19 protein-coding genes are annotated in these 25,455 nt (G+C 35.5%); 13 read left to right on the top strand and 6 right to left on the bottom strand.

Features of this window, described 5'->3' with window-relative positions; translation table 11 throughout:
* Positions 1-109 precede the first annotated feature (109 nt).
* From B0X80_RS03895 to B0X80_RS03840, 12 genes are all read left to right on the top strand, one after another.
* Positions 110-1,450, top strand: a complete 1,341-nt coding sequence (locus B0X80_RS03895; protein WP_077338502.1) for a glycoside-pentoside-hexuronide (GPH):cation symporter — start codon at positions 110-112, stop codon at positions 1,448-1,450.
* Positions 1,451-1,587: 137 nt separating this feature from the next.
* Positions 1,588-2,658, top strand: a complete 1,071-nt coding sequence (locus B0X80_RS03890) for a glycoside hydrolase family 43 protein (protein ID WP_077338501.1) — start codon at positions 1,588-1,590, stop codon at positions 2,656-2,658.
* 283 nt (positions 2,659-2,941) lie between these two features.
* Positions 2,942-5,968 (top strand): TonB-dependent receptor, encoded by a 3,027-nt coding sequence (locus tag B0X80_RS03885; RefSeq protein ID WP_077338500.1) that lies wholly within the window; start codon positions 2,942-2,944, stop codon positions 5,966-5,968.
* Positions 5,969-6,283: 315 nt separating this feature from the next.
* Positions 6,284-7,885: a tryptophan halogenase family protein gene (locus tag B0X80_RS03880; RefSeq protein ID WP_077338499.1), complete on the top strand. Its 1,602-nt coding sequence runs from the start codon at positions 6,284-6,286 to the stop codon at positions 7,883-7,885.
* Positions 7,886-7,954: 69 nt separating this feature from the next.
* Positions 7,955-8,686 (top strand): SapC family protein, encoded by a 732-nt coding sequence (locus B0X80_RS03875; protein WP_077338498.1) that lies wholly within the window; start codon positions 7,955-7,957, stop codon positions 8,684-8,686.
* A 6-nt stretch (positions 8,687-8,692) separates the two neighbouring features.
* Positions 8,693-9,709: a cupin-like domain-containing protein gene (locus tag B0X80_RS03870; protein WP_077338497.1), complete on the top strand. Its 1,017-nt coding sequence runs from the start codon at positions 8,693-8,695 to the stop codon at positions 9,707-9,709.
* A gap of 56 nt (positions 9,710-9,765) precedes the next feature.
* Entirely contained in the window at positions 9,766-11,256 is a 1,491-nt protein-coding gene (locus B0X80_RS03865; RefSeq protein WP_077338496.1) for a tryptophan halogenase family protein, read from the top strand.
* A gap of 5 nt (positions 11,257-11,261) precedes the next feature.
* Complete coding sequence (locus tag B0X80_RS03860) at positions 11,262-11,963, top strand: DUF6445 family protein (RefSeq protein ID WP_077338495.1); 702 nt, start codon at positions 11,262-11,264, stop codon at positions 11,961-11,963.
* Between the two features lie 337 nt (positions 11,964-12,300).
* A complete protein-coding gene (locus tag B0X80_RS03855) occupies positions 12,301-13,503 on the top strand; it encodes a bifunctional alpha/beta hydrolase/OsmC family protein (RefSeq protein WP_077338494.1) in 1,203 nt (400 codons plus the stop codon).
* 232 nt (positions 13,504-13,735) lie between these two features.
* A complete protein-coding gene (locus B0X80_RS03850; protein WP_077338493.1) occupies positions 13,736-14,761 on the top strand; it encodes a LacI family DNA-binding transcriptional regulator in 1,026 nt (341 codons plus the stop codon).
* Positions 14,762-14,990: 229 nt separating this feature from the next.
* A complete protein-coding gene (locus B0X80_RS03845; RefSeq protein WP_245825385.1) occupies positions 14,991-17,489 on the top strand; it encodes a glycoside hydrolase family 2 TIM barrel-domain containing protein in 2,499 nt (832 codons plus the stop codon).
* Positions 17,490-17,565: 76 nt separating this feature from the next.
* Positions 17,566-19,167, top strand: coding sequence for a sulfatase family protein (locus B0X80_RS03840; RefSeq protein ID WP_077338492.1), 1,602 nt, complete (start codon positions 17,566-17,568; stop codon positions 19,165-19,167).
* Between the two features lie 152 nt (positions 19,168-19,319).
* Here the strand turns inward: B0X80_RS03840 and B0X80_RS03835 are convergent, their stop codons facing one another.
* The 4 genes from B0X80_RS03835 to B0X80_RS03820 form a co-directional block, all read right to left on the bottom strand.
* On the bottom strand, positions 19,320-19,598 hold the full coding sequence (locus B0X80_RS03835; protein ID WP_077338491.1) for a hypothetical protein: 279 nt from the start codon (positions 19,596-19,598) through the stop codon (positions 19,320-19,322).
* Between the two features lie 160 nt (positions 19,599-19,758).
* Positions 19,759-20,661 (bottom strand): LysR substrate-binding domain-containing protein, encoded by a 903-nt coding sequence (locus B0X80_RS03830; protein ID WP_077338490.1) that lies wholly within the window; start codon positions 20,659-20,661, stop codon positions 19,759-19,761.
* Positions 20,662-20,767: 106 nt separating this feature from the next.
* A complete protein-coding gene (locus B0X80_RS03825) occupies positions 20,768-21,133 on the bottom strand; it encodes a ribosome recycling factor family protein (RefSeq protein ID WP_077338489.1) in 366 nt (121 codons plus the stop codon).
* Positions 21,134-21,205: 72 nt separating this feature from the next.
* The gene (locus tag B0X80_RS03820; RefSeq protein WP_077338488.1) at positions 21,206-21,973 is read right to left on the bottom strand and encodes a hypothetical protein; all 768 of its coding nucleotides are present in this window, start codon (positions 21,971-21,973) and stop codon (positions 21,206-21,208) included.
* A 327-nt stretch (positions 21,974-22,300) separates the two neighbouring features.
* Here B0X80_RS03820 and cysB point away from each other — a divergent pair, with 327 nt between their 5' ends.
* A complete protein-coding gene (gene cysB, locus B0X80_RS03815; protein WP_077338487.1) occupies positions 22,301-23,275 on the top strand; it encodes an HTH-type transcriptional regulator CysB in 975 nt (324 codons plus the stop codon).
* A 57-nt stretch (positions 23,276-23,332) separates the two neighbouring features.
* Here the strand turns inward: cysB and B0X80_RS03810 are convergent, their stop codons facing one another.
* Positions 23,333-24,712 carry an L-serine ammonia-lyase gene (locus B0X80_RS03810; RefSeq protein WP_077338486.1) on the bottom strand — a complete coding sequence of 460 codons (1,380 nt, stop codon included), beginning with the start codon at positions 24,710-24,712 and terminating at the stop codon, positions 23,333-23,335.
* 172 nt (positions 24,713-24,884) lie between these two features.
* Positions 24,885-25,454 carry a CoA pyrophosphatase gene (locus B0X80_RS03805; RefSeq protein ID WP_077338485.1) on the bottom strand — a complete coding sequence of 190 codons (570 nt, stop codon included), beginning with the start codon at positions 25,452-25,454 and terminating at the stop codon, positions 24,885-24,887.
* Position 25,455: the final 1 nt, after the last annotated feature.

The raw sequence follows: 25,455 nt of genomic DNA, 5'->3' as shown, positions 1-25,455 counted from the left end.
TTTTAATTTCTCTCTTAACCATATACCTGTTTACATCCGAATAATTTAGATATAGTATTTTGGACTATATCGATAGTTAAACCATTATAAAATTGTATCTGGGGTATCCATGCAAAACGAAAAAAACAAGTTAACTGTTAAAGAAAAATTTGGGTATGGGTTAGGTGACACGGCAAGCAATATTGTTTTCCAGATGGTTGCCAATTTCATGCTGATATTTTACACCGACGTTTATGGCTTATCTGCAGCGGCGGCAGGAACATTACTGCTTACTGTAAGATTATTTGACGGATTTACTGATCCTATTATGGGGAGTATTGCTGACAGAACCCGTACCAAGTGGGGAGCTTATCGTCCTTATTTATTATTTTTAGCGGTACCTTACGGCGTGTTTGCTTGTTTAGCTTTTATTACTCCTGATTTTGATGCAACGGGTAAATTGGTATATGCCTACATTACCTACGGATTATTAATGACCTGTTATACCGCTATTAATATTCCTTATGGTGCTTTGGGTGGTGTAATGGTTGACTCACCTAAAGAACGTGCTTCATTACAGTCATACCGATTTGCTATGGCAATGGCTGCATTAGTTATTATTGTGTGGGCGCTGCCAAAACTTGTTGAGTTTTTTGGTGAAGGAAATGATCGAGTAGGTTATCCATTAGCCATGGCCTTTATGGGAACTTTAGCTGCTATTTGTTTTGTTTTTTGTTTCAAAATGACTAAAGAAGCTAAGCTGCCGCCTGTTGAAGGAAGTCGTAAAAATGTTTTTACCGAATTCTTCTCGTTATTCAAAAATGACCAGTGGGTTATTATTGCGGCTATTAGCTTAGCTACATTAACACTTATTGGTATTCGTGCTGCTGTTGCCCCACATTATATTAAATACTATGTGGGCGAAGAGTCGTTAATTTCTACATTTTTAACTGTTGCTGCAATAGGTTCAGTTTTAGGTGCAGTATCCACTAACTTTTTAACTAAATACTTTGAGAAAAAAGTGTTATTTCAAGTAGCTATTGTAGTTGTGATTATCTCACATAGTCTTTTTTATGTTGTTGATTCAAGCCAAATAGCCGCTATTTTTATTCTTTATTTTATTGCTAACTTTGCTCATATGATGCTGACTCCCATTATGTTTTCTATGGTGGCAGACACGGTTGATTACGGTGTGCTTAAAATAGGAAAACGTCTTACCGCTATTACCTTTTCAGGACATTTACTTGCAATTAAATTTGGTTTTGCCATTGGCGGGGCTTTAGCTGGTTGGATACTGGCTAGTTACAACTACGTACCTAATCAAGTTCAGTCGGCGGATACGCTTAGTGGTATTTTACTGGCATTTGCAGGCATACCCGTTATTTGTATGGTGATAAGTTTAGTACTGATTAAAAAATACAAACTAACAGAGCTTGAAGTTGAAAGTATTCAAGCGTCAATTACAAAATAATACGGGGTATACCGTATCTTTAAACAAATATTTTGAACACACCTTAATCCTTATATTTAGCGCTCAAGCTTTGTTGCATAGGTGCGCTAAATTATTTGGTTATTATTATAAAAGTTAAATCGTATATAGGAGATTTCATGACAAGTCTTGCACAAGAAAAACAACAGACATCAGAAGCGTTGAGTCATGCTGAGCAAATTCAACAAAAAGACTTAGAGCGCGCTAATTTATTAAAAAATAAAAGTGATCCACTTGTTAAGCATATATACACAGCGGATCCTTCAGCACATGTGTTTGATGGTAAAATTTATGTTTACCCATCTCATGATGTTGAATCAGAAAATAGCATTAATGACGACGGTGACCATTTTGCAATGAATGACTACCATGTTTTGTCGCTTGATAAAGATGACTTTAGCGCGACAGACCATGGCGTAGCACTTCATGTAGACGATGTTCCATGGGCAAGTAAGCAAATGTGGGCTCCTGATGCGGCACATAAAGAGGGGACTTATTACTTTTATTTTCCTGCACGAGATAAAGACGGAATTTTTCGTATTGGTGTAGCTAGTAGTTCATCTCCGACAGGGCCTTTTAAAGCTGAACCTGACTACATTCAAGGAACTTTTAGTATAGATCCTGCTGTGTATGAAGATGATGACGGTAGTTATTACCTTTACTTTGGTGGTTTATGGGGTGGGCAATTACAAAATTGGTATGATGGTAAGTTTAATGAAGAAGATAAATACCCTGCAGATAATGAAGCCGCTATACCTGCTAAAATGGCAAAGCTTTCTGCGAACATGCTTGAATTAGCAGAAGAGCCTAAAGATATTGTTATTATCGATGAAAATGGTGATTCAATAACGGTAGGTGATAATAACCGACGCTTTTTTGAAGGCCCTTGGGTGCATAAATATAATGGCGTATATTATTTTTCTTACTCTACAGGTGATACCCATAAAATAGCTTATGCAACTAGCTCTTCACCTTATGGTCCGTTTACTTATCAAGGAGTTATTTTAAACCCTGTATTAGGTTGGACTAACCATCATTCTATTACTTGCTATGAAGGGAAATGGTATTTATTTTATCACGATAGTAGCTTGTCTGGCGGTCAAACTCATTTGCGTTGCGTAAAAATGACTGAATTAATCCATGATGAAAATGGAAAGATTGAGACGGTTGATGCTTACGAGCAAGATTAAAAATTTTACCGAATTAAGATATGGTCAATTTGACATTATTAAATGTGTACTAAACTAAATAAAGCCAAGTAACACTTTATTTATAACGTATTGAATTTAATGTTTTTAGTTCGGTAGTTTTATTGTTAAAGAAATTTTAGGTTTTAGTTTTTACAAATTTACAACATAAGTATAAAAATAATTTTTCGTTAAAATAGCTTATTGTCATATTGAATATAATGTGTTAAAAATGTAATTGTCATTTTGACAATAATAAAATAAATATAAAAATCAGGGGACTCAAATGTTTAATAAAAAGATATTAACTACCTCAATCTTAGCTGCGCTAGGCTCAATGACCTTACCAACTATGGGTTATGCAGAAGAAGGCGAAGCGAAAGAAGTAGAAGTTATTACGGTTTCAGGTATACGTGGCGGTTTAATCAGAGCTATGGATTTGAAACGTGGTTCTGAAGGTATTGTTGATGCTATTTCTGCTGAAGATATGGGGAAATTTCCAGATACTAACTTAGCTGAATCTTTACAGCGTATTACGGGGGTTTCTATCAGCCGTGACAACGGTGAAGGTAGCCAAGTTACTGTGCGTGGTTTTGGCGCGGCAAACAATTTAATTACGTTAAACGGTCGTCAGTTACCAACAACGACCGGTAACAGAACATTTGATTTTGCTAATATAGCATCTGAAAGTGTTTCAGCAGTAACGGTTTATAAGACCTCAAATGCTGCGGTTACCTCTGGTGGTATAGGTGCAACAATTGATCTACAAACGCATAAACCTCTAAATTATAAAGAAACAAAAGCATCAATTGGCGTTAAATTAGTTAATGATTCATCAACAGATGAAGGTAGTACTACACCCGAGTTAAGCGGTATTTACTCTACTACGTTTGCTGATGATACATTTGGTGTTTCTATTTCTGGTAGCTATCAAGAACGTGAAAGCGGTATGCAACAATTTACCGATTCTCAAGGTTATAGAGGAAGCGAGTACACAAACACAGGTTGGGGCGGTGTACCTGCTGGTGAAGCTGGTGGTAAAAATAGACCAACAAGTGGTATTTATTCAAACCCACAACAACCTCGTTATGTTTTTGAAGAACGTCAACGCGAACGTGTTAACGGTCAATTAGTTTTACAATACAGACCTGTAGAAAATGTTACGGCTACTTTAGATTATACTTTAATTCGTAACACGGTTGAAACACAGCATACAGATGCTTCTGTATGGTTTAACTACGCTGGTGATAGAAGTGAATCAATTTGGGCTGGTGAACCTAATGCATATCCACTTGTTTACTCTGAAATTTATACTATTAACAGTGATGCTGATCTTAAAGATACTTCATTAACTGTTGGTTCTTGGGGTAATGAGCAAAAAACTGATTCAATTGGTTTAAATATTGAGTGGCAAGTTAATGATGCGCTGACACTTGAATTAGATCATCACGACTCTGAAGCTTCAATGGGAGCTACGGATCCACGCCACGGTACTGGTAACAACATTCAATTACCTTCATACACTCGTACTCGTACCGGTGTTGATTTAACCGGCGGTTTACCCGGTATAGCAACAGGTGATATTGAGTCATTTAATCCTGAAACTATGCGTTTATCAGGTAGTTGGTTTGCAAACGATAAATATTCTTCTGAAGTTAACCAAACACAATTAAGCGGTGAATACTTTATTAACGACAATTTAAGTATCGATTTTGGTGCTGGTGTCAATACCGTAAATAACCACTACCGTCATACCCAAGTACAACGTGCTGATTGGGGCGGGGTAGGTGTTGAAGGTGATTTCGCTGATATTGATTGGCGCGAAGATACTATCTTAGATAAGTTTCAAGAAAAACCAGGCAACTTTGATGGTACAGCGACACAGTCAGAATATGACTTATTCGATCGTATTTTCTTTGCTGATTTTGATGAAATCGTTCGTGCTGCTGAATTTGCAGATCCGATAGCTAACGTTGATACATTATGGGGCGATTGTTTAGCTCCAGCAGGTGCTTCAGCAGGACCAAATGGTGAAGGTCATTTCTGTCCATCATCTAACTTTGATGCAGATACCAACCGCTTTACTGAAGAAAAAACAACATCATTCTTCTTCCAAGTTAATTACGAAAGCGAACTAGGCGACATGCCATTTAGTGCTTACTTAGGTCTTCGTCATGAAAAAACTAAAGTAGACTCTAGAGCAACAGCCCCTGGTTATAGTAGTGTTATTTGGAGTGAAGCAACTTCAACAGCCGTTACTGGTGTAACAGGCATAGAAACGCAAGTTAAAAGTGCTGATTACAGTTATGTCTTACCTACTTTAAATATTAATTTAGACTTAACAGACGATATCACGCTAAGAACAGCATTAAGTAAAACAATTTCTCGCGCAAGCTATAATAGCTTACAAGGTGGAACATCAGTTAACACGGGCGGTAGTTTAAGTGGTTATTCAGGAAGTACAGGTAACCCTGAACTCAAACCGTTAGAGTCAGTTAACTTTGATATTTCAGCTGAATGGTATTACGAAGAAGGTAGTTATGTATCATTAGGTTACTTCAGAAAAGATGTAACTAACTGGATAACAACTACAAACGTAGATTCACAAATTTACAACTTACCTAATCCTTTAGATGGTGAGAAATTTTACGCTGCTGTTGCAGCATTACCCGCTGGATCAACGAATCAACAAATTCGTACTTATATATTCGAAAACTATGCAGATGATCCAAACGTACAGCCTAAATTTGATGAGTTTGGTGAGTTAGATGGTGGTACTATTGTTGGTGATCCTCTTACCGATAACACGGTAACATTTGGGCTTAATGTGCCTGTTAATGGTGATAACGAATACACAATTGACGGTCTAGAGTTTAATGTTCAACACTTATTTGGTGAGTCAGGTTTTGGTGGTATATTGAATTACACTATGGTTGATACAGACCTTGCCTACGATAATAACTCTCTAAGCGATACTGAAGCTTTAGTTGGTTTAAGTGATACTGCTAACGTTGTTGCATTTTATGACCGTGACGGCTTACAAGCACGTATTGCTTATAACTGGCGAGATAACTACTTAACAGAGCGTCGTATAAATGCTGATTTAACAGCTCCAATTTATACAGAGGCTTATTCTCAACTTGATTTCAACATTAGTTACGAGATCCCATCTGTTGAAGGGTTAACTGTATTTTTTGAAGGTATTAACATTACTGACGAATACACTAAAAATGTAGGCCGTGTAAGTCAATTGACTTATCAATTAACACAAACGGGTGCGCGTTACGCGTTAGGTGCTAGATATAACTTCTAATATTTACAATATGTAAATGAAGTATGTAATCTAAGCTCGTAAGTTAAGCTTCTAACTGAAGCTGAACATAATCAAAAGCCACTTTTATAGTGGCTTTTTTTTCGGTTAAATTAGTAAAAGTATTCCATAATGTTACTAGTAATTGGAAAATTAACTTGTTATAGTCAAATGAACATTAAGGTGTTTTGTTTCTTTTAAATTCATATTAAGCCTATTTATTCGCTGATTTCAGAAAAGTTAAAAGAAGTAAAAAGTAACTCAGGTAATAATACATAGAATTTGTTTTTACATTTTTGAATCGTTTAAGTGGTAGATATGCAGTCAGAAATAAAAAAAATAGTTATTGTTGGTGGCGGTACGGCAGGGTGGATTACTGCTGGGCTGATCGCAGCTAAACATTTATCGGCAAATTCTACTTCATCAGACAATTCTATATCGGTTACTGTTATTGAGTCTCCGAATGTTCCTACTATTGGGGTAGGCGAAGGTACTTGGCCTTCAATGCGAGAAACGTTAAAAACAATAGGTATTAATGAAGCTGATTTATTTACTTGTTGTGATGCGAGTTTTAAGCAAGCCTCTAAGTTTATCCACTGGAAAAATGCCCCGTGTGCTAAAGCAGATACAGACCTTAGTAAGCAATCATATTTTCACCCTTTTTCTCTTCCTAGTGGTATCAATAAATTAAATTTAGGTACTTATATTGGTGAACAGTCTTCGTTAATTTCATCGTCTCAAACTTTTGCACAGCAAGTCTGTTTTCAGTCTATATTATGTGAACAAAATTTAGCGCCAAAACAAATTACTCATAAAGCTTACGATTATGTGGCTAATTATGGTTATCATTTAAATGCCTGTAAGTTCGCTGAACTACTAAAAAAACACTGTTTAAATAAACTCGGTGTTCAGTATATTTCAGCACATATTACCCAAATAAATAATGATCTATGTGATGATATTTCTTCTTTAAGTACCGACACCGCAGGCGCTATTGAAGGGGACTTATTTGTTGATTGTTCAGGGGCGCAATCACTCTTGTTAGGTAAACATTATAATATTGAGTTTTGTTCAAAAAAATCGGTATTGTTTAATGACTCTGCGCTTGCGGTTCAAATACCCTATGAAACTCCAGAAGCAACAATTGCTTCAAGTACACTTTCAACCGCACAAACAGCCGGTTGGATTTGGGACATAGGTTTACAATCTCGTCGTGGTGTAGGACATGTGTTTTCTAGTCGTCATATTAGCGATGAAAGTGCTGAGCAAGAATTACTGAACTATATAAAACAGTCAGGTACCAGTGTAAATCTTGATGATCTTTCTATAAGAAAACTCTCTTTTGAACCGGGGTATTATAAAAAGTTTTGGCATCGTAATTGTGTTGCAGTAGGTATGTCGGCTGGTTTTATTGAGCCATTAGAAGCTTCGGCGTTAGCTATGGTTGAACAAGCGGCACAAATGATCAGCGAACAGTTACCAACAACTAAACTCACCATGGAAATAATAGCTAAACGCTTTAATGAAAAATTTACTCAGCATTGGCAGCAAATTATTGAGTTTTTAAAGTTGCATTATGTGTTATCTAAACGAACGGATTCTAGTTATTGGCTTGATAATAAAGATCCGTTAACGATCCCTCAATCTTTACAAGACATGTTGGAATTATGGAAGTTTCAACCACCATCTTCATACGATATTCCACATAATAACCCCTTGTTTCCTGCGGCAAGTTATCAGTATATTTTGTATGGTATGAATTTTACTACAGAACAATTAAGGCCAAATAATCAAAACACACAACTAATGCATCAACTGTTAGCTGATGTACAAAATAAACGACAGCAATTAGTTAAAGCAATGGGGTCTAACAGAGACCTTATTAATAAAATAAAACAGTATGGTTTAACAAGCATTTAACTTGGTGTTTTATACGTAAATAATAAATAACTTAAAAATAAGCATTACAACACGATAACGGGGAATCTCATGGCAAACCATGTACTACTAAATAACATTGAACATAAAAATTTAAAAATTAATGCTGAACGTTCAGCAGTTATGGGCGACAACGTGTGGTATGCACAAACGTTCCCTATGGAGTTTAGAAGTGCTCAAGCCCATTATCCTATCTTGTTTCAAAAAGACAGTAACACTGGGCAGTTTATGCCAGTAACCTTGTTTGGTTTTCAAAATGACGATAACTTATTTTTGAAAGAAGGCAAGTGGGATGCAACCTATATACCGTTATCCATGCAAAGGTTACCTTTTTATATAGGGCAACAAAACGTAGTAAAAGACGGTGTAACTGAGGAAGAACGAGTTATTACCATTGATTTAGATTCCCCTAAAGTAAATACAGAACAAGGTATCGATTTATTTTTGGAGTATGGCGGTAACAGCGATTATTTAGAACATATAGCGAATGTTTTAGAAACATTACACCTTGGTTTACAAGAAAATAATGACTTCATCGAAGCGATGGTTACCTGTGAGTTATTGGAATCAGTGACTTTAGATATTGAATTAAATGACGGTAGTAAAAACCAGTTAATGGGCTTTTATACCATTAATGAAGATAATTTAAATAATCTCCCACAAGACAAGTTAATAAGATTACACAATGCAGGATTTCTTCAAGCAATATATATGGTGATAGCATCACAAGTGCATATTCATGACTTAGTCGCGCGAAAAAATGCCCAAATAACATCTAAGTAATGACTTATGTTATTTATAAAAAATACAGTAAAAACGCTTTTTGACGTAACCCCTAATAATATTAGCGAAGCGATATTAACGTCTGATGAACCTTTAATTCTTAAAGGTTTTGGGAGTAGTTGGCCTATTGTTAAAGCAGCACAGCAGTCTAACGAGCAAGCAGTTGAATACCTAAAAAAAATGGAAAGAGGTGTTGCTGTAAATACCTGCTATTTAGCACCTAAAGAACAAGGGCGTATTTTTTATAATGATGATATGAGCGGCTTTAATTTTAAAACTAAACCGCAAATATTAAGTGACGTATTAACAGAAATACTCGAACAAGCTGCCAGTAGACAACCTAAAACGATTTATATTGGTTCAACCAGTATTAAACAAATATTACCAAGTCTTGTTGAAGAAACATTAGCATCGCCATTGTTGTCTAACGCCATTTATAACATATGGTTAGGTAATAAAAGTAAGGTTGCAGCACATTTCGACTTTTTACAAAACTTAGCTTGTTGTGTGGTGGGTAAAAGGCGTTTTACCTTATTTCCTCCTGAGCAAATTAAAAATCTTTATTGTGGGCCATTAGATAAAGCACCGGGTGGTCAACCTATTAGTTTGGTTGATTTTGAGCAACCAGACTTTGAGCAATTTCCTAAGTTTAAAGACGCTATCGATAACGCTATGGTTGCAGAGCTTGAAGCCGGCGATGCTATTGTACTACCGAGTATGTGGTTTCATTATGTAGAAGGTTTGGGCGATCTTAACGTATTACTTAACCACTGGTGGAGAACAAGCCCCAATTATATGGGAAACCCTACCGATGCACTTCATCACGCAATATTAAGTATTAGAGATTTGCCTACAGCACAGCGTAATGCATGGAAACATTTATTTGATCATTATGTTTTTGAGTATGAAAAAGACAATTTTAATCATATTACAAACAGTGCAAAGAGCATTCTTAATAGCCCGTTAGACGAATTACAAGCTAGAGCCTTAAGGGCAAATTTACAAAACAAATTAAGACGTTAGTGCCACTTTTTAGAGGCTCTTACTTTTAGCACTATTAACATAGTAGGAATTACATCATGAATTCATCAGCAATTAAAAATGTGGTTATTGCCGGCGGTGGTACGGCAGGTTGGATGGCAGCTGCAGCATTAGGAAAGTTACTAGGCAAAAATTTAAACATTACTTTAGTTGAGTCAGATCTTATTCCTACGGTTGGTGTAGGTGAAGCGACTATTCCGTCATTGCATATTTTTCATGATCTCTTAAAAATCAAAGAATCCGATGTAATGAAAGCGACTAACGCTACTTTTAAATTAGGTATTTCTTTTGAAAATTGGCGCGATGTAAATCAAGACTACATTCATTCCTTTGGGTATTTAGGTCAGGGCTGTTGGGCTGCAGGTTTTCAACATTTTTGGGTTAAAGGAAAGCAGCAAGGCATCGTTAGCGAAATTGGTGATTATTGCCCTGAGCATGTAGCAAGCAGACGCGGTAAATTTGCTGTTATACCTAACCAAGATCGTAATTATGCTTATCATCTTGATGCAGGCTTATACGCTAAGTTTTTAAGAGGTATGGCTGAAGAGTATGGCGTTAAACGTGTTGAAGGTAAAATTAATCAAGTTAACGTTAATGAAGCAAACGGCTTTATTCAATCAATAGCATTAGATAACAGTAAGGTAATTGAAGGCGATTTATTTATCGATTGTACTGGCTTTAAAGGATTGTTGATTGAACAAGCCTTACATACCGGTTACGAAGATTGGAGCCATTGGTTACCGTGCGATAGTGCTATTGCAGTACAAACAAAAATACATAATAAAACTGTACCATACACTCGTTCTATTGCTCATAAAGCAGGTTGGCAATGGCAAATACCGCTACAAAATAGAATGGGTAATGGTGTTGTGTTTTGTAGTAAGCATTTATCAGACGAAGACGCTAAAGAATTATTGCTTAATAATATAGAAGGCGAGTTACTTAATGAACCGCGTGTTATCAAATTTAAAACAGGAACCCGTCGTAAACATTGGAATAAAAACTGTGTTGCTGTAGGGCTTTCCAGTGGGTTTATTGAGCCACTAGAATCAACCAGTATTCACTTAATTCAACAGAGTATTATTCGCTTAATGCAAAACTTGCCTTCAAAAAATATGGAGCAAGCAAATATTGACGATTTTAATAACAAAATGCGTTTTGAAATAGATAACATTAGAGATTTTATTGTGTTGCATTATCATGTAACACAACGTACGGATAGTGCATTTTGGCGTTACTGCAAAAATATGGAAATACCTGAAAGCTTACAGCAGCGTATTAACTTTTTTATAGAAAACGGTAATGCTTATAGAACAGAACGTGAATTGTTTGGTGAAACTTCTTGGATCCAAGTGATGATAGGGCAAGGCCTAATGCCTAAGTATTATCATCAAATCGTCGACATGATGTCAGATGCTGAATTAAAAGGTTTTTTAGACAATATAAAAATGACAATTGAACGTCGTGTAAACAGTTTTCCGGATCATAACGAATTTATTAAAAACTACTGCCAATCAAGTGTCATGTAATTATTGTGATTAAGATCAATCGCCATGCAACGCTTAATGTTGAATACATAGGACAAGATAAAACGCCTGTTATCATTATTGATAATTATGCGGAAAACCTTGATGAATTAGCAGACAGTGTTGTTGGAAACGGGCAATTTAAACCTGATGAAATAACCAATTATCCAGGCATTCGTTCGGTAATTCCCAAAGCGCTTGTAGTGGGCTATTTAAAGCCATTAATGGAAGTATTATATCGTGTATATAAACTTTCAAATCATTTACAGCCCACCCCCAAAGACAATTACTTTTCACTTATAACAAAGCAACCTCATGAAATTTCGGCCATGCAATCGTGGCCGCATTTTGATACACCTAATCCTAACCTTATTGCTGTTATTCATTATTTAAACAAAGGCGACCACGGTGGAACTGGATTTTTCAAAAATAATAAAAGTGGCTTAGAACGTATAGATGCCAGTACGAAAGATTACTTTTATCGATGTGCCGACGACTATTTTAATTCATTAAATACAAATACTTTTCACTACTGCGGTGAACAGCACAGTGAATTTACTTGTTATAAAAAAATAGCCTACAAACCAAATCGCTTAATTATTTTTCCGGGGCAATTACTGCATTCAACCTTAGTGAATACGGTTACTGATATTAATGGCGATCCTGCAACAGGCAGATTAACCGCTAATCTTTTTGTGGAGTTTAAATAAACCTCTACACTTTCTTAAATAATCACGCCTTTCATTTTTATTTATGTTTTTTATTAGCTAACAGAATTTATACCTAATGGTTAAAGGTTTCTCATAAAGAATAATGAAATGTTTTTTATCTATAACCTCTCTTCTATTGATGTTAATACTGTAAAAACTAGATTTTGCTTTATTTACCTGTTTAGATAACCAGCTCTCGGTTTAATAAATGTTTCTTTAGCTATTGACCCGAAATTTTCATTGAAATAAGAAAAGCTATTAACTTAGATCATAAGTTAAAAATATCGAAATCGAGTTCAGATTAGATAATAAAAACTACCAATAATAGGAATAACTAATGCGCCAAAAAGTAGAGTTTACCAGTGGAGATCACAAGCTTAGTGGGCTACTAGAAACACCTGAAACGAATATTAAATTTTATGCATTGTTTGCTCATTGTTTTACATGCGGTAAAGACGTTGCCGCTGCATCTCGTATCAGTAGAGCATTAACCGCTAAAGGCATTGCCGTGTTACGTTTTGACTTTACTGGCTTAGGTAATAGTGACGGCGACTTCGCCAACACTAATTTTTCTTCAAATATTCAAGATTTAGTGGCTGCTGCTGATTTTTTACGAAAGGAATATAGCGCACCAAAATTACTTATTGGTCATAGTTTAGGTGGTGCTGCAGTATTAGGTGTCGCTGAAAAAGTGAAAGAGTCTGTTGCTGTAGTCACTATTGGTTCTCCGTCAGATGCGGCGCATGTCGCACATAATTTTGCTGCTCATATTGATGATATTGAAGCAAATGGAGAAGCTGAAGTTAGCCTTGCAGGTCGTAATTTTAAAATACAAAAACAGTTTTTAGACGATATTAACAGTTACGGAAATAGCCATATTAGTAAGCTAAAAAAAGCACTACTCGTTATGCATTCACCTGTTGATAGCACGGTTAATATTTCAGAAGCTGAAAAAATTTACCAAGCGGCACTTCATCCTAAAAGCTTTGTTAGTTTAGATAATGCCGATCATCTACTAAGTAATAAGAAGGATTCTGAATACGCCGCAGAAGTTATTGCCGCTTGGGCAAGTAGATATGTACCAAGCGATACTAAAACGTATCAAAGCACTGTTGCTCAAGGGCATGTGTTAGTTGAAGAAAAAGATCACAAGTTTGCTCAACATGTGAGTACCGCAAGCCATTATTGGTTGGCAGATGAGCCCGTTAAAGTTGGAGGTAAAAATTCAGGCCCAGATCCTTACGATCATTTACTCGCTGGTTTAGGTGCGTGTACATCAATGACATTAAGAATGTATGCTCAGCGTAAAAATCTCCCCGTAGATCATATTAAAGTTGAGTTAACACATACCCGTAATTATCAGGAAGACTGTGAAAATTGCGAACAACAAAGTGGAATAGAAGCTATTGTGCGTAATATTAGTTTTGTTGGAAGCTTAAATGAGCAAGAAACTGCACGATTTTTAGAGATTGCTGATAAATGTCCAGTGCATAAAACACTGCACAGTAAAGTGGCTGTAGTCACTCGTCTCGCAGAATAATTAATAGCTATCCCCGTAAGCATTAAAGATGTGGGGGGCAGTTCCTTTATGGATTTTTTAAACGCCTTGAATAGGGGCAAGTACAAATTTTAGAAAAATCACCTTAAAAAAATAACAAGCCTTTAATAGAATTAACGATTAAAATAGATAGAATTCATATTATTAATGATATAAAAAACATAAATATATCATTAATAATATTTAGTTGTAGTAGCAAATAATAAGGAAAACCATGATTACTATTAAAGACGTTGCTCGAGTTGCTGGCGTCTCTCCTTCTACTGTTTCTCGTGTTGTGCGAGGCGATGGTAAAGTAGGAAAAAAATGTCGTGCTGAAGTTCAGAAAATACTTGATGAAATGGGCTATCGTCCTAATTCAAATGCTAGGGCGTTAGTGAGTAGAAAGTCTGAATTAGTGGGAATTGTAACGCCCGATTTATACCGACCGTTTTTTGGTAGTATTGCTCATGGCGCCGAGAAGGCTGCGCGTACTTATAAATTTCAAGTAATGATGAGAAACTCTCAAAACGATGCGCTGATAGAACTTGATGCTATTAATTCGTTTAGAGAGCATGGCTGCGAAAATATTATTGTTAGCAGTAAGTTTGGTGATGAGGAAACCTTTATTCAATTAGCAAAAGAAATTCCCGGTTTAATATTTATTAATCGTTATATTAAAGCGTTAGCTAATCGATGTGTGTGGTTAGATAACATAGCAGGAAGTAGAATTTCGGCTGAGTATTTGTACGAACAAGGACATCGAGATATTGCGGTAGTAAGTTTTGACACAGGCAATAAAGACCAAGCCGATAGAATAGAGGGGGCTAAGCAGTTTTTTAAAGAAAAAGGTGTTTCTATTGCTCCAGCCAATATTATTTTTTCAACTGAGAAAACTCCCGGAAAAGGGCAAGCGCTTTTTTGTAAAGATGCTATTCATCATTTATTAAATAATGGCGAAAAAGTTACGGCTATTATTGCTTATAATGATGAAATAGCATTAGGACTTATTAATGCCTTATTAGATTGTGGTAAAAGAGTGCCGGAAGATATTTCAGTTATGGGCTTTGATGATTTAAATGTAGCTGAAAATTGTAGACCTCAGTTAACGACTATTAGATATCCCATAGTAGAAATGGCAGAGTACGCGACTAAACTTTCTTTACAGCATACCGCGCGTAACCCTACTGAAATTAAAGATACTCATTTGTTTATGCCTACTTTAGTAAAACGTGATTCAGTATTAAAAATATCTCGGTAACCTGAATTCAATATAGCTATTACTCCTGTTGATTAATTGCTTAATTTTTCGATTCTAAATGAGTCATTAATCAATAATAGCAATTCCTTTATTCCTTCATAATTATCGTAATCTAACTTGACACTTTGCCTATAGGTTTGTATTTTACACCCAAATAGGGATAACGTTATCCCTATTTGGGTGGTATCATAAATAACTTATTAACATTACACGTTTAGAGATTGGGCAATTGAAAAAAATTAATTTAGTAACACTTTTCTCTGCATACTTATTTTTGTTTGGGTTTACACATCAAGTAAATGCAACACAAAGTAACGATGTAGGTACAAAAACGAGCTTTAATGAAGGTTGGCTATTCAGTAAAGGTGATTTAAAAAATGCACAATCAATTACCTTTAATGATACGGCATGGCGAAAGCTTAAATTACCCCACGATTGGTCTATTGAAGGGCCTTTTGATAAAAAATATAATGCAAGAAACGGCGGTTTGCCTGTTTTTGGTACTGCTTGGTATCGTAAGCATTTTACGCTACCTCCGTCGAGTAAAGGTAAAATTGTTTCGGTAACTTTTGATGGTGCTATGGATAACTCAGAAGTTTATGTTAACGGAAAATATGCTGGGGGCAGACCTTTTGGTTACATTGCTTTTGAATTAGATATAACGCCTTTTTTGAACAAAGCAGGTAGCGAGAATGTTATTTCGGTTAAGTTAGCTCCTAAAAATTACTCTGCACGTTGGTATGCTGGTGCTGGTATTTATCGAAATACGTGGTTAGAAATTAATAACCCTGTGCATGTTGAAAAGTGGGGGACTTATGTAACAACCCCTAAAATAACCAAGAAAAAAGCAACGGTATTACTTGAAACCGATATAAAAAATCATGCTAAAGCTGCAAATATTACGGTTAATACAAAAATTAAAAATGCCGAAGGTAAAGTGGTTTCATCATCTGTTAGTAAAGTTAATGTAGCAGCAGAGTCTGTAGAAAAAGTTAAACAAGAAATTACACTTTCAAACCCTATTTTATGGGATATAGATAACCCTTATCGCTACGAAATAGAAACAATTGTTATACAAAATAGTCGAGTTGTTGATACATATAAAACTCCATTAGGTGTTAGAACCATTGAGTTTAAACCGGAAGATGGTTTTTGGTTAAATGGTAGACGAGTACAAATACAAGGTGTTTCACTGCATCATGATAATGGCCCATTAGGTGCAGCCGTTTACACTCGTGCTATTGAGCGTAAGTTTGAGATTATGCAGCAAATGGGGGCTAATTCAGTAAGAACTACGCATAACCCTCCATCGCCAGAGTTAGTCGAACTAGCGGATAAAATGGGGATATTGCTACAAATTGAGTCATTTGATATGTGGCAAATACAAAAACCTACCATTGATAATGGATACCACCTTAACTTTGATGAATGGCATGAGCGTGATTTACGCGACATGATCAAACAAAATAGAAACAATCCGTCTGTGATCATGTGGAGTACGGGAAACGAAGTTCACGAACAAAAAGAAAAAGACGGTTGGAAGTTAACACGAAAACTAACTGAAATAGCTCATGATGAAGATCCATCTCGCTTAGTCACTAATGGATTGAGTATGTATCCTGACTTTTTAGATAATAAGCTTGCTGACGAGATTGATATTGTAGGTTTAAATTATAAAGCACCAAAATATAAAGAAATTTTAGGTGCTCATCCTGATTGGTTATTGCTTGGTACTGAAACCTCTTCAGTTGTAAGTACACGAGGTGTTTATCATTTTCCATTAGAAAAATATCGCAAGCACCCGTCAAAGTATGTAACCAGCTACGACATTATTACCCCTCCTTGGGCGTATATTCCTGATATTGAATTTGCACATTTAAAAGATAACCCGCGTGTTATGGGCGAGTATATTTGGACGGGATTCGATTACCTTGGTGAACCAACTCCTTATGGAGGTCGCGACCATAGTAACAAAGCCTATTGGAATCAAGACTGGCCGGCACGTAGTTCATCTTTTGGTGCGGTTGATTTAGTGGGTTTCCCTAAAGACAGATTTTATTTATACCAAAGCCAATGGACTAAAAAACCTATGGTGCATGTGTTACCTCATTGGAATTGGGATAATAAGTTAGGTGAAACGTTACCTGTATTTGTTTATACCAATGCAGAAGAAGCAGAGCTTTTTGTAAACGGTAAATCATATGGTAAAAAAGTAAAAGGTAAAGACAAAGTATCTTTACCCGTTAAACTTAAGCTAGACAAAAGCTTAACTACTTTTGAAACTCCTTACCGCTTAAGTTGGGATGTTAAATATACCCCAGGCGACATTAAAGTGGTGGCTTATAATCAAGGTAAAGTTGTTGCTGAAAAACAAATCTTTACCGCAGGAAAAGCTACAAATGTTGAACTAACACCAGACCGAGTTGAAATAAATGCTGACGGTACAGACTTAGTTTACGTAAGTGCACTTATTAAAGATAAAAAGGGTAACTTAGTACCTAACGCTAATAACTTAATTGAGTTTACTGTAGAAGGTGCTGGTGAAATTGTTGCTGTAGGTAACGGTGATTCAGCAACAGTAGAGTCTTTTATTGGCAATAAACGCCACGCATTTTATGGCAAAGCTATGCTTATTGTAAAAAGTAAAAAAGGCCAGGCGGGTAACATAAAAATATCGGCTAAATCTGCTAATTTAGCTTCTGCACCTATTTCAGTAATAGCGAAATAGTTTCAGCTTTAAAATTTAACGATAAACCATGTGCCTATGATTTTATTTATAATATAGGCGCATTGATGGAGTATTTATGTGTAAAAGGTTAAAAGTATTCAATGTTATTACCACATTGATTATGTCTTTAAGTGTTTTAACTGCGGGAGCTATTGAACAAAGTGATAAAGAAAATACACAATTAAAGAAGCGCCCTAATATTTTATGGATTTACATTGAAGATCAAAATAATTGGAACAATGCCTATGGTGATTTTACTGTAGATACGCCTACAATTAAAAACTTTGCCGATACAGGTGTTCGTTTTAATAATACAATGCAACCTGCTCCCGTTTGTTCGGCAACACGTTCTGCACTTGTTACCGGTAAATATCAAACCACCTTAGGTGTACACGAGCATCGCTCAAACCGTAGTTCGTATAACGGTATTTTCCTACCTAAAGGATATAAAACTGTTCCTGAGCTATTTATTGATGCGGGGTACAAGACCTTTAATATCGGCAAAGATGACTATAACTTTAAGTACGATAGAAGCAAAATTTACAACGCTCATAAAGGTAAAGTAGGGTTTCAAGGCGCTCATGATGGTGAAAAATTTAACTGGGCACATGATTTAAGCAACCAACCGTTTTTCGGACAAATTCAGTTGAAAGGGGGAAAGCACCATAAGTTTAATGCTGATATCCCTCCAGTAAAATCAATCGATATAACTTTACCGCCTTACTATCCTGATACTCCAGGTTACAGAAAATCATGGGCGAAGCATTATCAAACTCAAGTAATGTCGGATATCGAACTAAAAGATATTCTTGTTAATTTAGAAGCCAACGGTATTTTAGACAATACCATTATCTTTTGGTTTTCAGATCACGGTATGGAGCTATTACGACATAAGCAAGCGCTTTATGAAGACAGCGTAAAAGTTCCTTTTATTGTAAATTGGCCTGCAGGTAATAAGTTACTTCGCCAAAAAGGTGCTGTTCGTAACGAGTTGATCAGTGGTTTAGATATTCCAGCAACAAGTTTGGCGTTGGCTGGAATAGAAATACCTGATTATTACGATGGGAAAAACCTTTTTGCTGATAGTTTTAAAGGAAGGGATTTCGTTATTTCAGCAAAAGATAGAATGGATTTTACCTTTGACCGTGGCCGAACTGTACGTACTGAAAACTATCGCTACATTAAAAACTTTCACCCTGAAATACCACGTTCTCAACCTCAGTACAGAGATAAAATAGACTTTAGTATTGAAGGTAGAGCACTGTTTGAACAAGGTAAACTTAACGAAGTACAAAGACGTTATTATGCTCCTACAAAACCCGCTGAAGAGCTTTACGACCTGAAAAAAGATCCACATCAAATAAATAACTTAGCGTCTAATAAAGCTTATAGCAAAGAGCTAATTAAGCATCGTGAAATTTTAATGAATTGGATCAAACAAACAGATGATAAAGGTCAATATCCTGAAAGTGAAACAGCCATTAAAGAAACTTTAGATTTATGGGGTAAGTCTTGCGTTAGCCAAGCATGCAACAACTACCGTAAAAAACATCCTCGAACCTATAATAAACCAGGCGATAAAATATATCCGCCACTTGAATGGCCAAGTTATTTACCTAAGCCGAAAGGTTCTTATTACGATGAATTAGAGGATGTATACCGCGCTAAATTTCAGTAATAATGTATATTATAAATAAAATGGAAAACCGTATTTTTATGCTGTAAAAATACGGTTTTTTTATGTTTTTAAATTCGCTAATAATTGCGTTTTATGTATTGATTTTTTAGGTAATAACAGTGTTTTTTTATTTTTAAATCAAACAAAAGTCCCTAGTACAAAGGAGACACAGATCGAGTATCTTCCTCTGTTTTATTGTTTAAATCCGTATTCTTTTTGTTGGTAGCAGACGTTAACTTGATAGCATTTAAAGCGTTAAGTATTTTTTCATCGAGATAAATGGCAATAAAGGCTAAAAATAAGCACAACAGTGGAATATAAATAAACGACGTAACAATACTGTCATCAACTAAATAATTAATAATAATAGGTAAGGCAATAACCAAACACACTAAGATACGATATAAAATGATGAAAATAATTTTTAGCATGGTAACTCCATAGTTTATCCAAAACCTAAGATTGAGATTAAAATAATCACGGGTAATATTTTAAAGTTTTGAAAGATTGTTAAGTTTCTATGTTGTTGAGTGTAAAGAGGCTGGCCAGTTAAAACAAAAGGATAATATTCACCATTTAGATGAATGTCATTCATCTAAATGGTCTGTTATTGAGAGTAGGGGATTTTCTTAGCCAGTTTAAGAAGCATTGAATATCATGGCGGTTTTCATCTTCGTCTCGATAAACGGCATAAACCGATTCTGGATAGGTAATGTTTTCGTTAAAAGGACGTACGAGCAAACCATTATCTTCGTTTATTTTCTCCATAGGAAACATAGCAAGCGCTAAACCTAAGCCTTGTATTGCGGCGCTAATAGACGAGTCGTAATCACTGAAAGTAATAGAGCGTTTAAGGGGGATGTCGTGCAGTTGGACTGTATTTGACCAAGCTTTCCATATATCTTCCATCATGGTTATATCTATTAACGGTGCGTTGCTGACATCTTCTAATTGGCTTAACTTGTATTTTTTAACAAAGGTTTTAGATGCAACGGCAGCAATTTCAATATCCGTTATTTTAGTGGATATAACATTAGGCCATTTGCCAGCACCTATTCTAATCGCCAAATCAATATCATCGTACCTTAAATCAGCTACGTGATTACCTGTTTCAATACGAATATCAATGTCAGGGTGTGCTTCTTGGAAAGCTCCCATCTGTGGAATAATAATATTACTTGCTAAAGTACTAAAACAAGATATTTTCAAACTTGGTGAAGAGTAACGATGCTTGACTTTTTTTGTGCCTTGTTCAAATGCTGTCAAACCTTGTTGAATATAATGTAAATACATTTTTCCGGCGCTATTTACTGTAACTCCACGACTTTTTCGTTGAAATAGTTCAAAACCGAAATGTTCTTCAAGCGACTTAATTTGATGGCTAACAGCTGATGGGGTAATAAATAACTCTTCACTGGCTAATTTAAAGCTCTCTAAACGAGCCGCAGCTTCAAAAATAGTGAGTAAATGAAGAGGGGGGATTTTAAGTGCCATTGTTTAGCCTAAGGTAGAATAGAGACTATAATTTAACATAAATAGTATTCATGTATAGGGCTAATGCTTTAGGCGTATAGTTTTATCTGTTTAAGCCAAGCTTTAACTAAAACTCTTCTAATTCATCAATTACAGTACGGGCTTCGGCAATTGTACAGTCTGTTTTTGCCATTAACTGGTTTATTGAAATACCAGGTTGCTTTCTTGCTATGTTTAATAGTTCTTGGTGAGTTAAGTTGTTTTTCTGCTCAGTTATATGTTTGGCTACCCATTGCCAGCTCGGCTCTTCGGTAGTACGTATATAGTTAACAACTTGTTCTAGCTGTTCAAAGGTTGCTGATAATATCCAATGTCTAGATCTACCTTTACGTTGTAAAGTACAGCCTATAGCTCTCATTTCAGCTTTTAAAGCATAGGCTTTGATTACTCTTCTTAAAAAGGAAGATAGGGTTATTTTAAATTGTTTTGGCACAGTAAATTATCTGTATATTTTGATGAAAAAAGCCAGCGTAGTGCTGGCTTTTATTGATTATTGATCAATAGATTACCATTTCTTCTTAGGTTGAAATAGCATGTCTAAATCGTTTTCTTCATCTTTTGCTTTTTTCGCTGCATCTTTAGCATTGGTTGTTTTAAGTGCGTCTGTAATATCTTCAAGTTGCGATTCAATTTCACTACGTTTTACTCTAGTATATTCAGACTGATGAGGATGGCTCATTAACGTTTGTAACGCCTTTTCAAAATACTGGCGAGCAGAACCTAACATTTCTTTTGAGTAAGCTTTTTGTCCTCTACTTATGATACTTTCAACACCAATTTTTAGTTGCATAGCATCAAGACGTAGATCTTGTTGACCATATGATTGAGCATCTAATGCGCCTTTAGATTGTTCAGATTTGAGCATAGCTCTCAATTTTTTAATGGTTTGTAATATACTCACGAGTTGTTGTTCATTATCGGGCAAAATAAATGTTTCATCAGCTGATTGATTTGATGATGCATTTTTTGAAGATTCTAAAGCGGCTTCTAATTCTTGTACTTTTTGTTTTACATGTTTTGAAGCAGGAGTAAGTTGTCGCATGGCTTTTGCAGCGTTTAAACTTCTTCGGTTCAGAATTTCAATCAGTACTGGGCTCGGTGGTAAGTTATTTAAATTAACAATAAGTTCTTCTGACTCATCAATAATAGCTTTATATTTAGCTGATTGCGCACGTCTTTCTTGTTCTTGTTTTGCCTTATGTTGCTGCATAGCATTTACGACAACTACGCCAATCACCAATAAAACTATCAATCCGATGATAATAATAATCATATTTTTTACTCAATGTTATTTGATTAGAGGTTATTTGAAAAGATTCTTAATGAGTCTACAAAAAATGTGTAGCTCTTCATAGTGTTAAATTTTTTTAACTTATTTTAAGCGTGTTTAAAGGTGTTTTTTTTGTTGTGAGTACGTTAATGAGTATGCAAATTAAATTAACAAAATTAACAATTAAGTCATAACTTACGTTTACTTTTTAATATTTGGTATAAATTATGTACTTTTTGAATAAAAAATGGCTAATTTAAAATTTAATATGGAATAAATCTTAAATTAAGTATATATTTTTGGAATAAGAAAAATATATAGCTGCTTTTTATGAAATTACAACAACTCCGCTACATCGTTGAAGTACTCAACAATAATCTTAATGTTTCTGCTACGGCGGAAAGTTTGTTCACCTCTCAACCAGGTATTAGTAAACAAGTTAGAATGCTTGAAGATGAATTAGGCATTCAAATTTTTGGTCGTAGTGGCAAACATTTAACGCATGTAACTCCTGCAGGTAATGAAGTAATCAATATTGCGACAGAAATATTATCTAAAGTTGAAGCTATTAAAGCGGTTGCTCGTGAGCATACTCAACCAGACGAAGGTAAGTTACGCATAGCAACAACACATACACAAGCGCGTTATGCATTACCTGAAGTCATTAAAGGCTTTATGAAGCGTTACGATAAAGTCTCATTACATATGTATCAAGGAACTCCTGCACAAATTAGTGAGTCGGCTTCAAAAGGGGATACTGATTTTGCTATTGCGACCGAGTCGTTACATTTATATAACGATTTAATTATGCTGCCTTGTTACCACTGGAATCGAAGTATTATTGTTAAAGCTGATCACCCATTAGCTAAAAAACGTGATATCACTATTCAAGATATTGCTAAATACTCTTTGGTTACTTATGTTTTCGGTTTTACTGGGCGTTCAGAGCTCGATAAGGCTTTTTCAAATGCAGGGTGTGAACCTAAAATAGCCTTTACTGCGACTGATGCAGACGTCATTAAAACTTATGTACGCATGGGGGTTGGTATCGGTGTTATTGCTTCTATGGCTTTAGATCCTAAAGTCGATGGTGATCTAGTGGCAATTGATGCAAGCCACTTATTTAAAGCCAGTACAACTAAAATAGGTTTTAGAAGAGGAACCTTTTTAAGAGGTTATATGTTTGATTTTATTGAACGTTTTGCCCCTCACTTAAATCGTGACTTAGTCACTCGTGCAGTATTATTAAAAAATAATAATGATATAGATGAGTTGTTTTCTAATATTGAATTACCTACGCGTTAGTACGGTTAACTGTTCTTTAGTATATTGAAAAGGAAGCACTATCTTCCTTTTTGTTTTCTAACATTCAGTAATATTAACAGCTAAACCACCACGAGAGGTTTCTTTGTATTTGGTTTTCATGTCGTTACCTGTTTCCCACATGGTTTTTATTACCTTGTCTAAAGTAACTTTTTGAGTACCTGAACCTCGTAATGCTAATCTAGATGCATTAATGGCTTTTATTGCACCCATTGCATTGCGTTCAATACAAGGTACTTGAACTAAGCCGCCTACAGGATCGCAGGTGAGTCCTAGGTTATGCTCCATGCCTATTTCTGCAGCATTTTCGACTTGGCTCGGTGTTCCTCCCATAATTTCAGTTAAAGCACCTGCAGCCATGGAGCAAGCCACACCGACTTCACCTTGGCAACCTACCTCAGCCCCCGAGATTGAAGCGTTGGTTTTATATAAAATACCGATAGCTGCTGCAGTTAGTAAATATTTTATGCAGTCATCGTCGCTTACAGGATTTACAAATTTATTGTAGTAACATAAAACGGCAGGAATAATTCCTGCTGCGCCATTGGTTGGTGCTGTTACAACGCGACTACCTGCAGCATTTTCTTCATTTACAGCTAAGGCAAATAAATTCACCCAATCCATAGTAACTAACGGATCATTATTTTTTTCTACTGAGAGTGTTCTATACAAAGCAGGAGCTCTTCGAGTAACTTTTAAGCCACCGGGTAATATGCCTTCTGTTTTTATGCCTCTAGCAACACAATCTTGCATTGCTTGCCATATTTCTAATAATTTACTTCTTACAATTTTTTCATCATTTAAGCATTTTTCGTTATTCATCATAATGGTGCTTATGTTTAGATGTTTATCCGCTGCTTCTTTGAATAATTCAGTCGCGTTAGAAAATAAATGAGGGCGCTTAATATTACTATGTAATGAAAGTGCCTTATCTTTTTCCTTTTCAAAATCGCAGTCTTGCACAATGAAACCACCACCAATAGAAAAATAGGTTTCTTCTAATATCAGGGTATTATTTTCATCGTATGCAAATAAAGTCATCCCGTTTGAATGAGCACTTAAGGTTTTTCTACGGTGATAGATAATTGCATTATCTTTAGGGAAAGAAACCGTATGTGTTTTATTTAACAAAAGCGTTTGAGTTTCAACAACGCTATGAAGGATCTCTTCTATAGAGTCAACAGGAATAGTATCAGGCTGTTCGCCACATAAACCTAAAATAACGGCTTTACCTGTTCCATGACCTATGCCTGTTTGTCCTAATGAGCCGAATAGCTCACATTTTACTCGGCTTACTTTATTAATTTGTTCATTTTTATTTAAATGCTGAACAAATAAATGGGCCGCTTTCATAGGTCCAACAGTATGAGAGCTAGAAGGGCCAATGCCGATCGAAAACATATCAAATACACTAATCATGATAAAATACCGAATTTAAGTTTGTTTGTTTTTGTTTTGGTGAAATATTATTTTGTAATGGTATATGAAAACGATTATTTATAACAACAAAAATATGATCATTTGTAAATTTTATATGAATAGATGTTTTTAACTTTAGAAAGGAGTTGAATAAAGGTAGTAAATGAAGGGATTAACTAAGATGAATCGCTAAATCTTTTAGCATTGAAGCGGTTGCCCCCCATATGTTGTGCTGTTTGTAAGGCATAAAATGTACATGATGTGAAAAGCCTTTACGCTGCACATTAATGGCTATATGGTTTGATGTATCTAAAAAATACTTTAGCGGTACTTGAAATATCTCACTGACCTCATTGGTATCTTTAATGAATTCATAACCGTTAGGAATAAAAGCAATATATGGCGTTACAATAAAACCTGAAATTACCTGATAAGAATGTAAGCTTCCTACAATATTAATGAACTCAGGAGGAACGCCTATTTCTTCGAAGGTTTCTCGTGACGCGGTATCTATTAAGTTAGTATCTGTTTTTTCAACTTTGCCACCGGGAAAGCTAATTTGACCTGCATGATGCCTTAAATTTAGTGAGCGTTTAGTTAGCACGACGTTTAACTGATCACCATCGTCAACAAGAGGAATAAGTACAGCAGCTTCTTTCAGCGGCTTATGATGCTGGTATTTATGTAAAGAATCAGAGCGTTTATTTAATGAATATTTCAGTAAAAATTCGTCTTTTGTCATT

The sequence above is a fragment of the Pseudocolwellia agarivorans genome, assembly GCF_002000085.1.
GTDB lineage: Bacteria > Pseudomonadota > Gammaproteobacteria > Enterobacterales > Alteromonadaceae > Pseudocolwellia > Pseudocolwellia agarivorans.
Note: the sequence above shows the minus strand (reverse complement) of the source record. Positions and strands in the feature narration are given on the sequence as shown.

What these genes read in the sequence shown, in the direction of transcription:
- B0X80_RS03890 (WP_077338501.1), top strand. Translation starts at nt 1,588, where the DNA reads ATGACAAGTCTTGCACAAGAAAAACAACAGACATCAGAAGCGTTGAGT.
- B0X80_RS03850 (WP_077338493.1), top strand. Translation starts at nt 13,736, where the DNA reads ATGATTACTATTAAAGACGTTGCTCGAGTTGCTGGCGTCTCTCCTTCT.
- B0X80_RS03880 (WP_077338499.1), top strand. Translation starts at nt 6,284, where the DNA reads ATGCAGTCAGAAATAAAAAAAATAGTTATTGTTGGTGGCGGTACGGCA.
- B0X80_RS03855 (WP_077338494.1), top strand. Translation starts at nt 12,301, where the DNA reads ATGCGCCAAAAAGTAGAGTTTACCAGTGGAGATCACAAGCTTAGTGGG.
- B0X80_RS03865 (WP_077338496.1), top strand. Translation starts at nt 9,766, where the DNA reads ATGAATTCATCAGCAATTAAAAATGTGGTTATTGCCGGCGGTGGTACG.
- B0X80_RS03820 (WP_077338488.1), bottom strand. Translation starts at nt 21,973, where the DNA reads ATGATTATTATTATCATCGGATTGATAGTTTTATTGGTGATTGGCGTA.
- B0X80_RS03885 (WP_077338500.1), top strand. Translation starts at nt 2,942, where the DNA reads ATGTTTAATAAAAAGATATTAACTACCTCAATCTTAGCTGCGCTAGGC.
- B0X80_RS03875 (WP_077338498.1), top strand. Translation starts at nt 7,955, where the DNA reads ATGGCAAACCATGTACTACTAAATAACATTGAACATAAAAATTTAAAA.
- cysB (WP_077338487.1), top strand. Translation starts at nt 22,301, where the DNA reads ATGAAATTACAACAACTCCGCTACATCGTTGAAGTACTCAACAATAAT.
- B0X80_RS03830 (WP_077338490.1), bottom strand. Translation starts at nt 20,661, where the DNA reads ATGGCACTTAAAATCCCCCCTCTTCATTTACTCACTATTTTTGAAGCT.
- B0X80_RS03895 (WP_077338502.1), top strand. Translation starts at nt 110, where the DNA reads ATGCAAAACGAAAAAAACAAGTTAACTGTTAAAGAAAAATTTGGGTAT.
- B0X80_RS03840 (WP_077338492.1), top strand. Translation starts at nt 17,566, where the DNA reads ATGTGTAAAAGGTTAAAAGTATTCAATGTTATTACCACATTGATTATG.
- B0X80_RS03810 (WP_077338486.1), bottom strand. Translation starts at nt 24,712, where the DNA reads ATGATTAGTGTATTTGATATGTTTTCGATCGGCATTGGCCCTTCTAGC.
- B0X80_RS03870 (WP_077338497.1), top strand. Translation starts at nt 8,693, where the DNA reads ATGTTATTTATAAAAAATACAGTAAAAACGCTTTTTGACGTAACCCCT.
- B0X80_RS03805 (WP_077338485.1), bottom strand. Translation starts at nt 25,454, where the DNA reads ATGACAAAAGACGAATTTTTACTGAAATATTCATTAAATAAACGCTCT.
- B0X80_RS03835 (WP_077338491.1), bottom strand. Translation starts at nt 19,598, where the DNA reads ATGCTAAAAATTATTTTCATCATTTTATATCGTATCTTAGTGTGTTTG.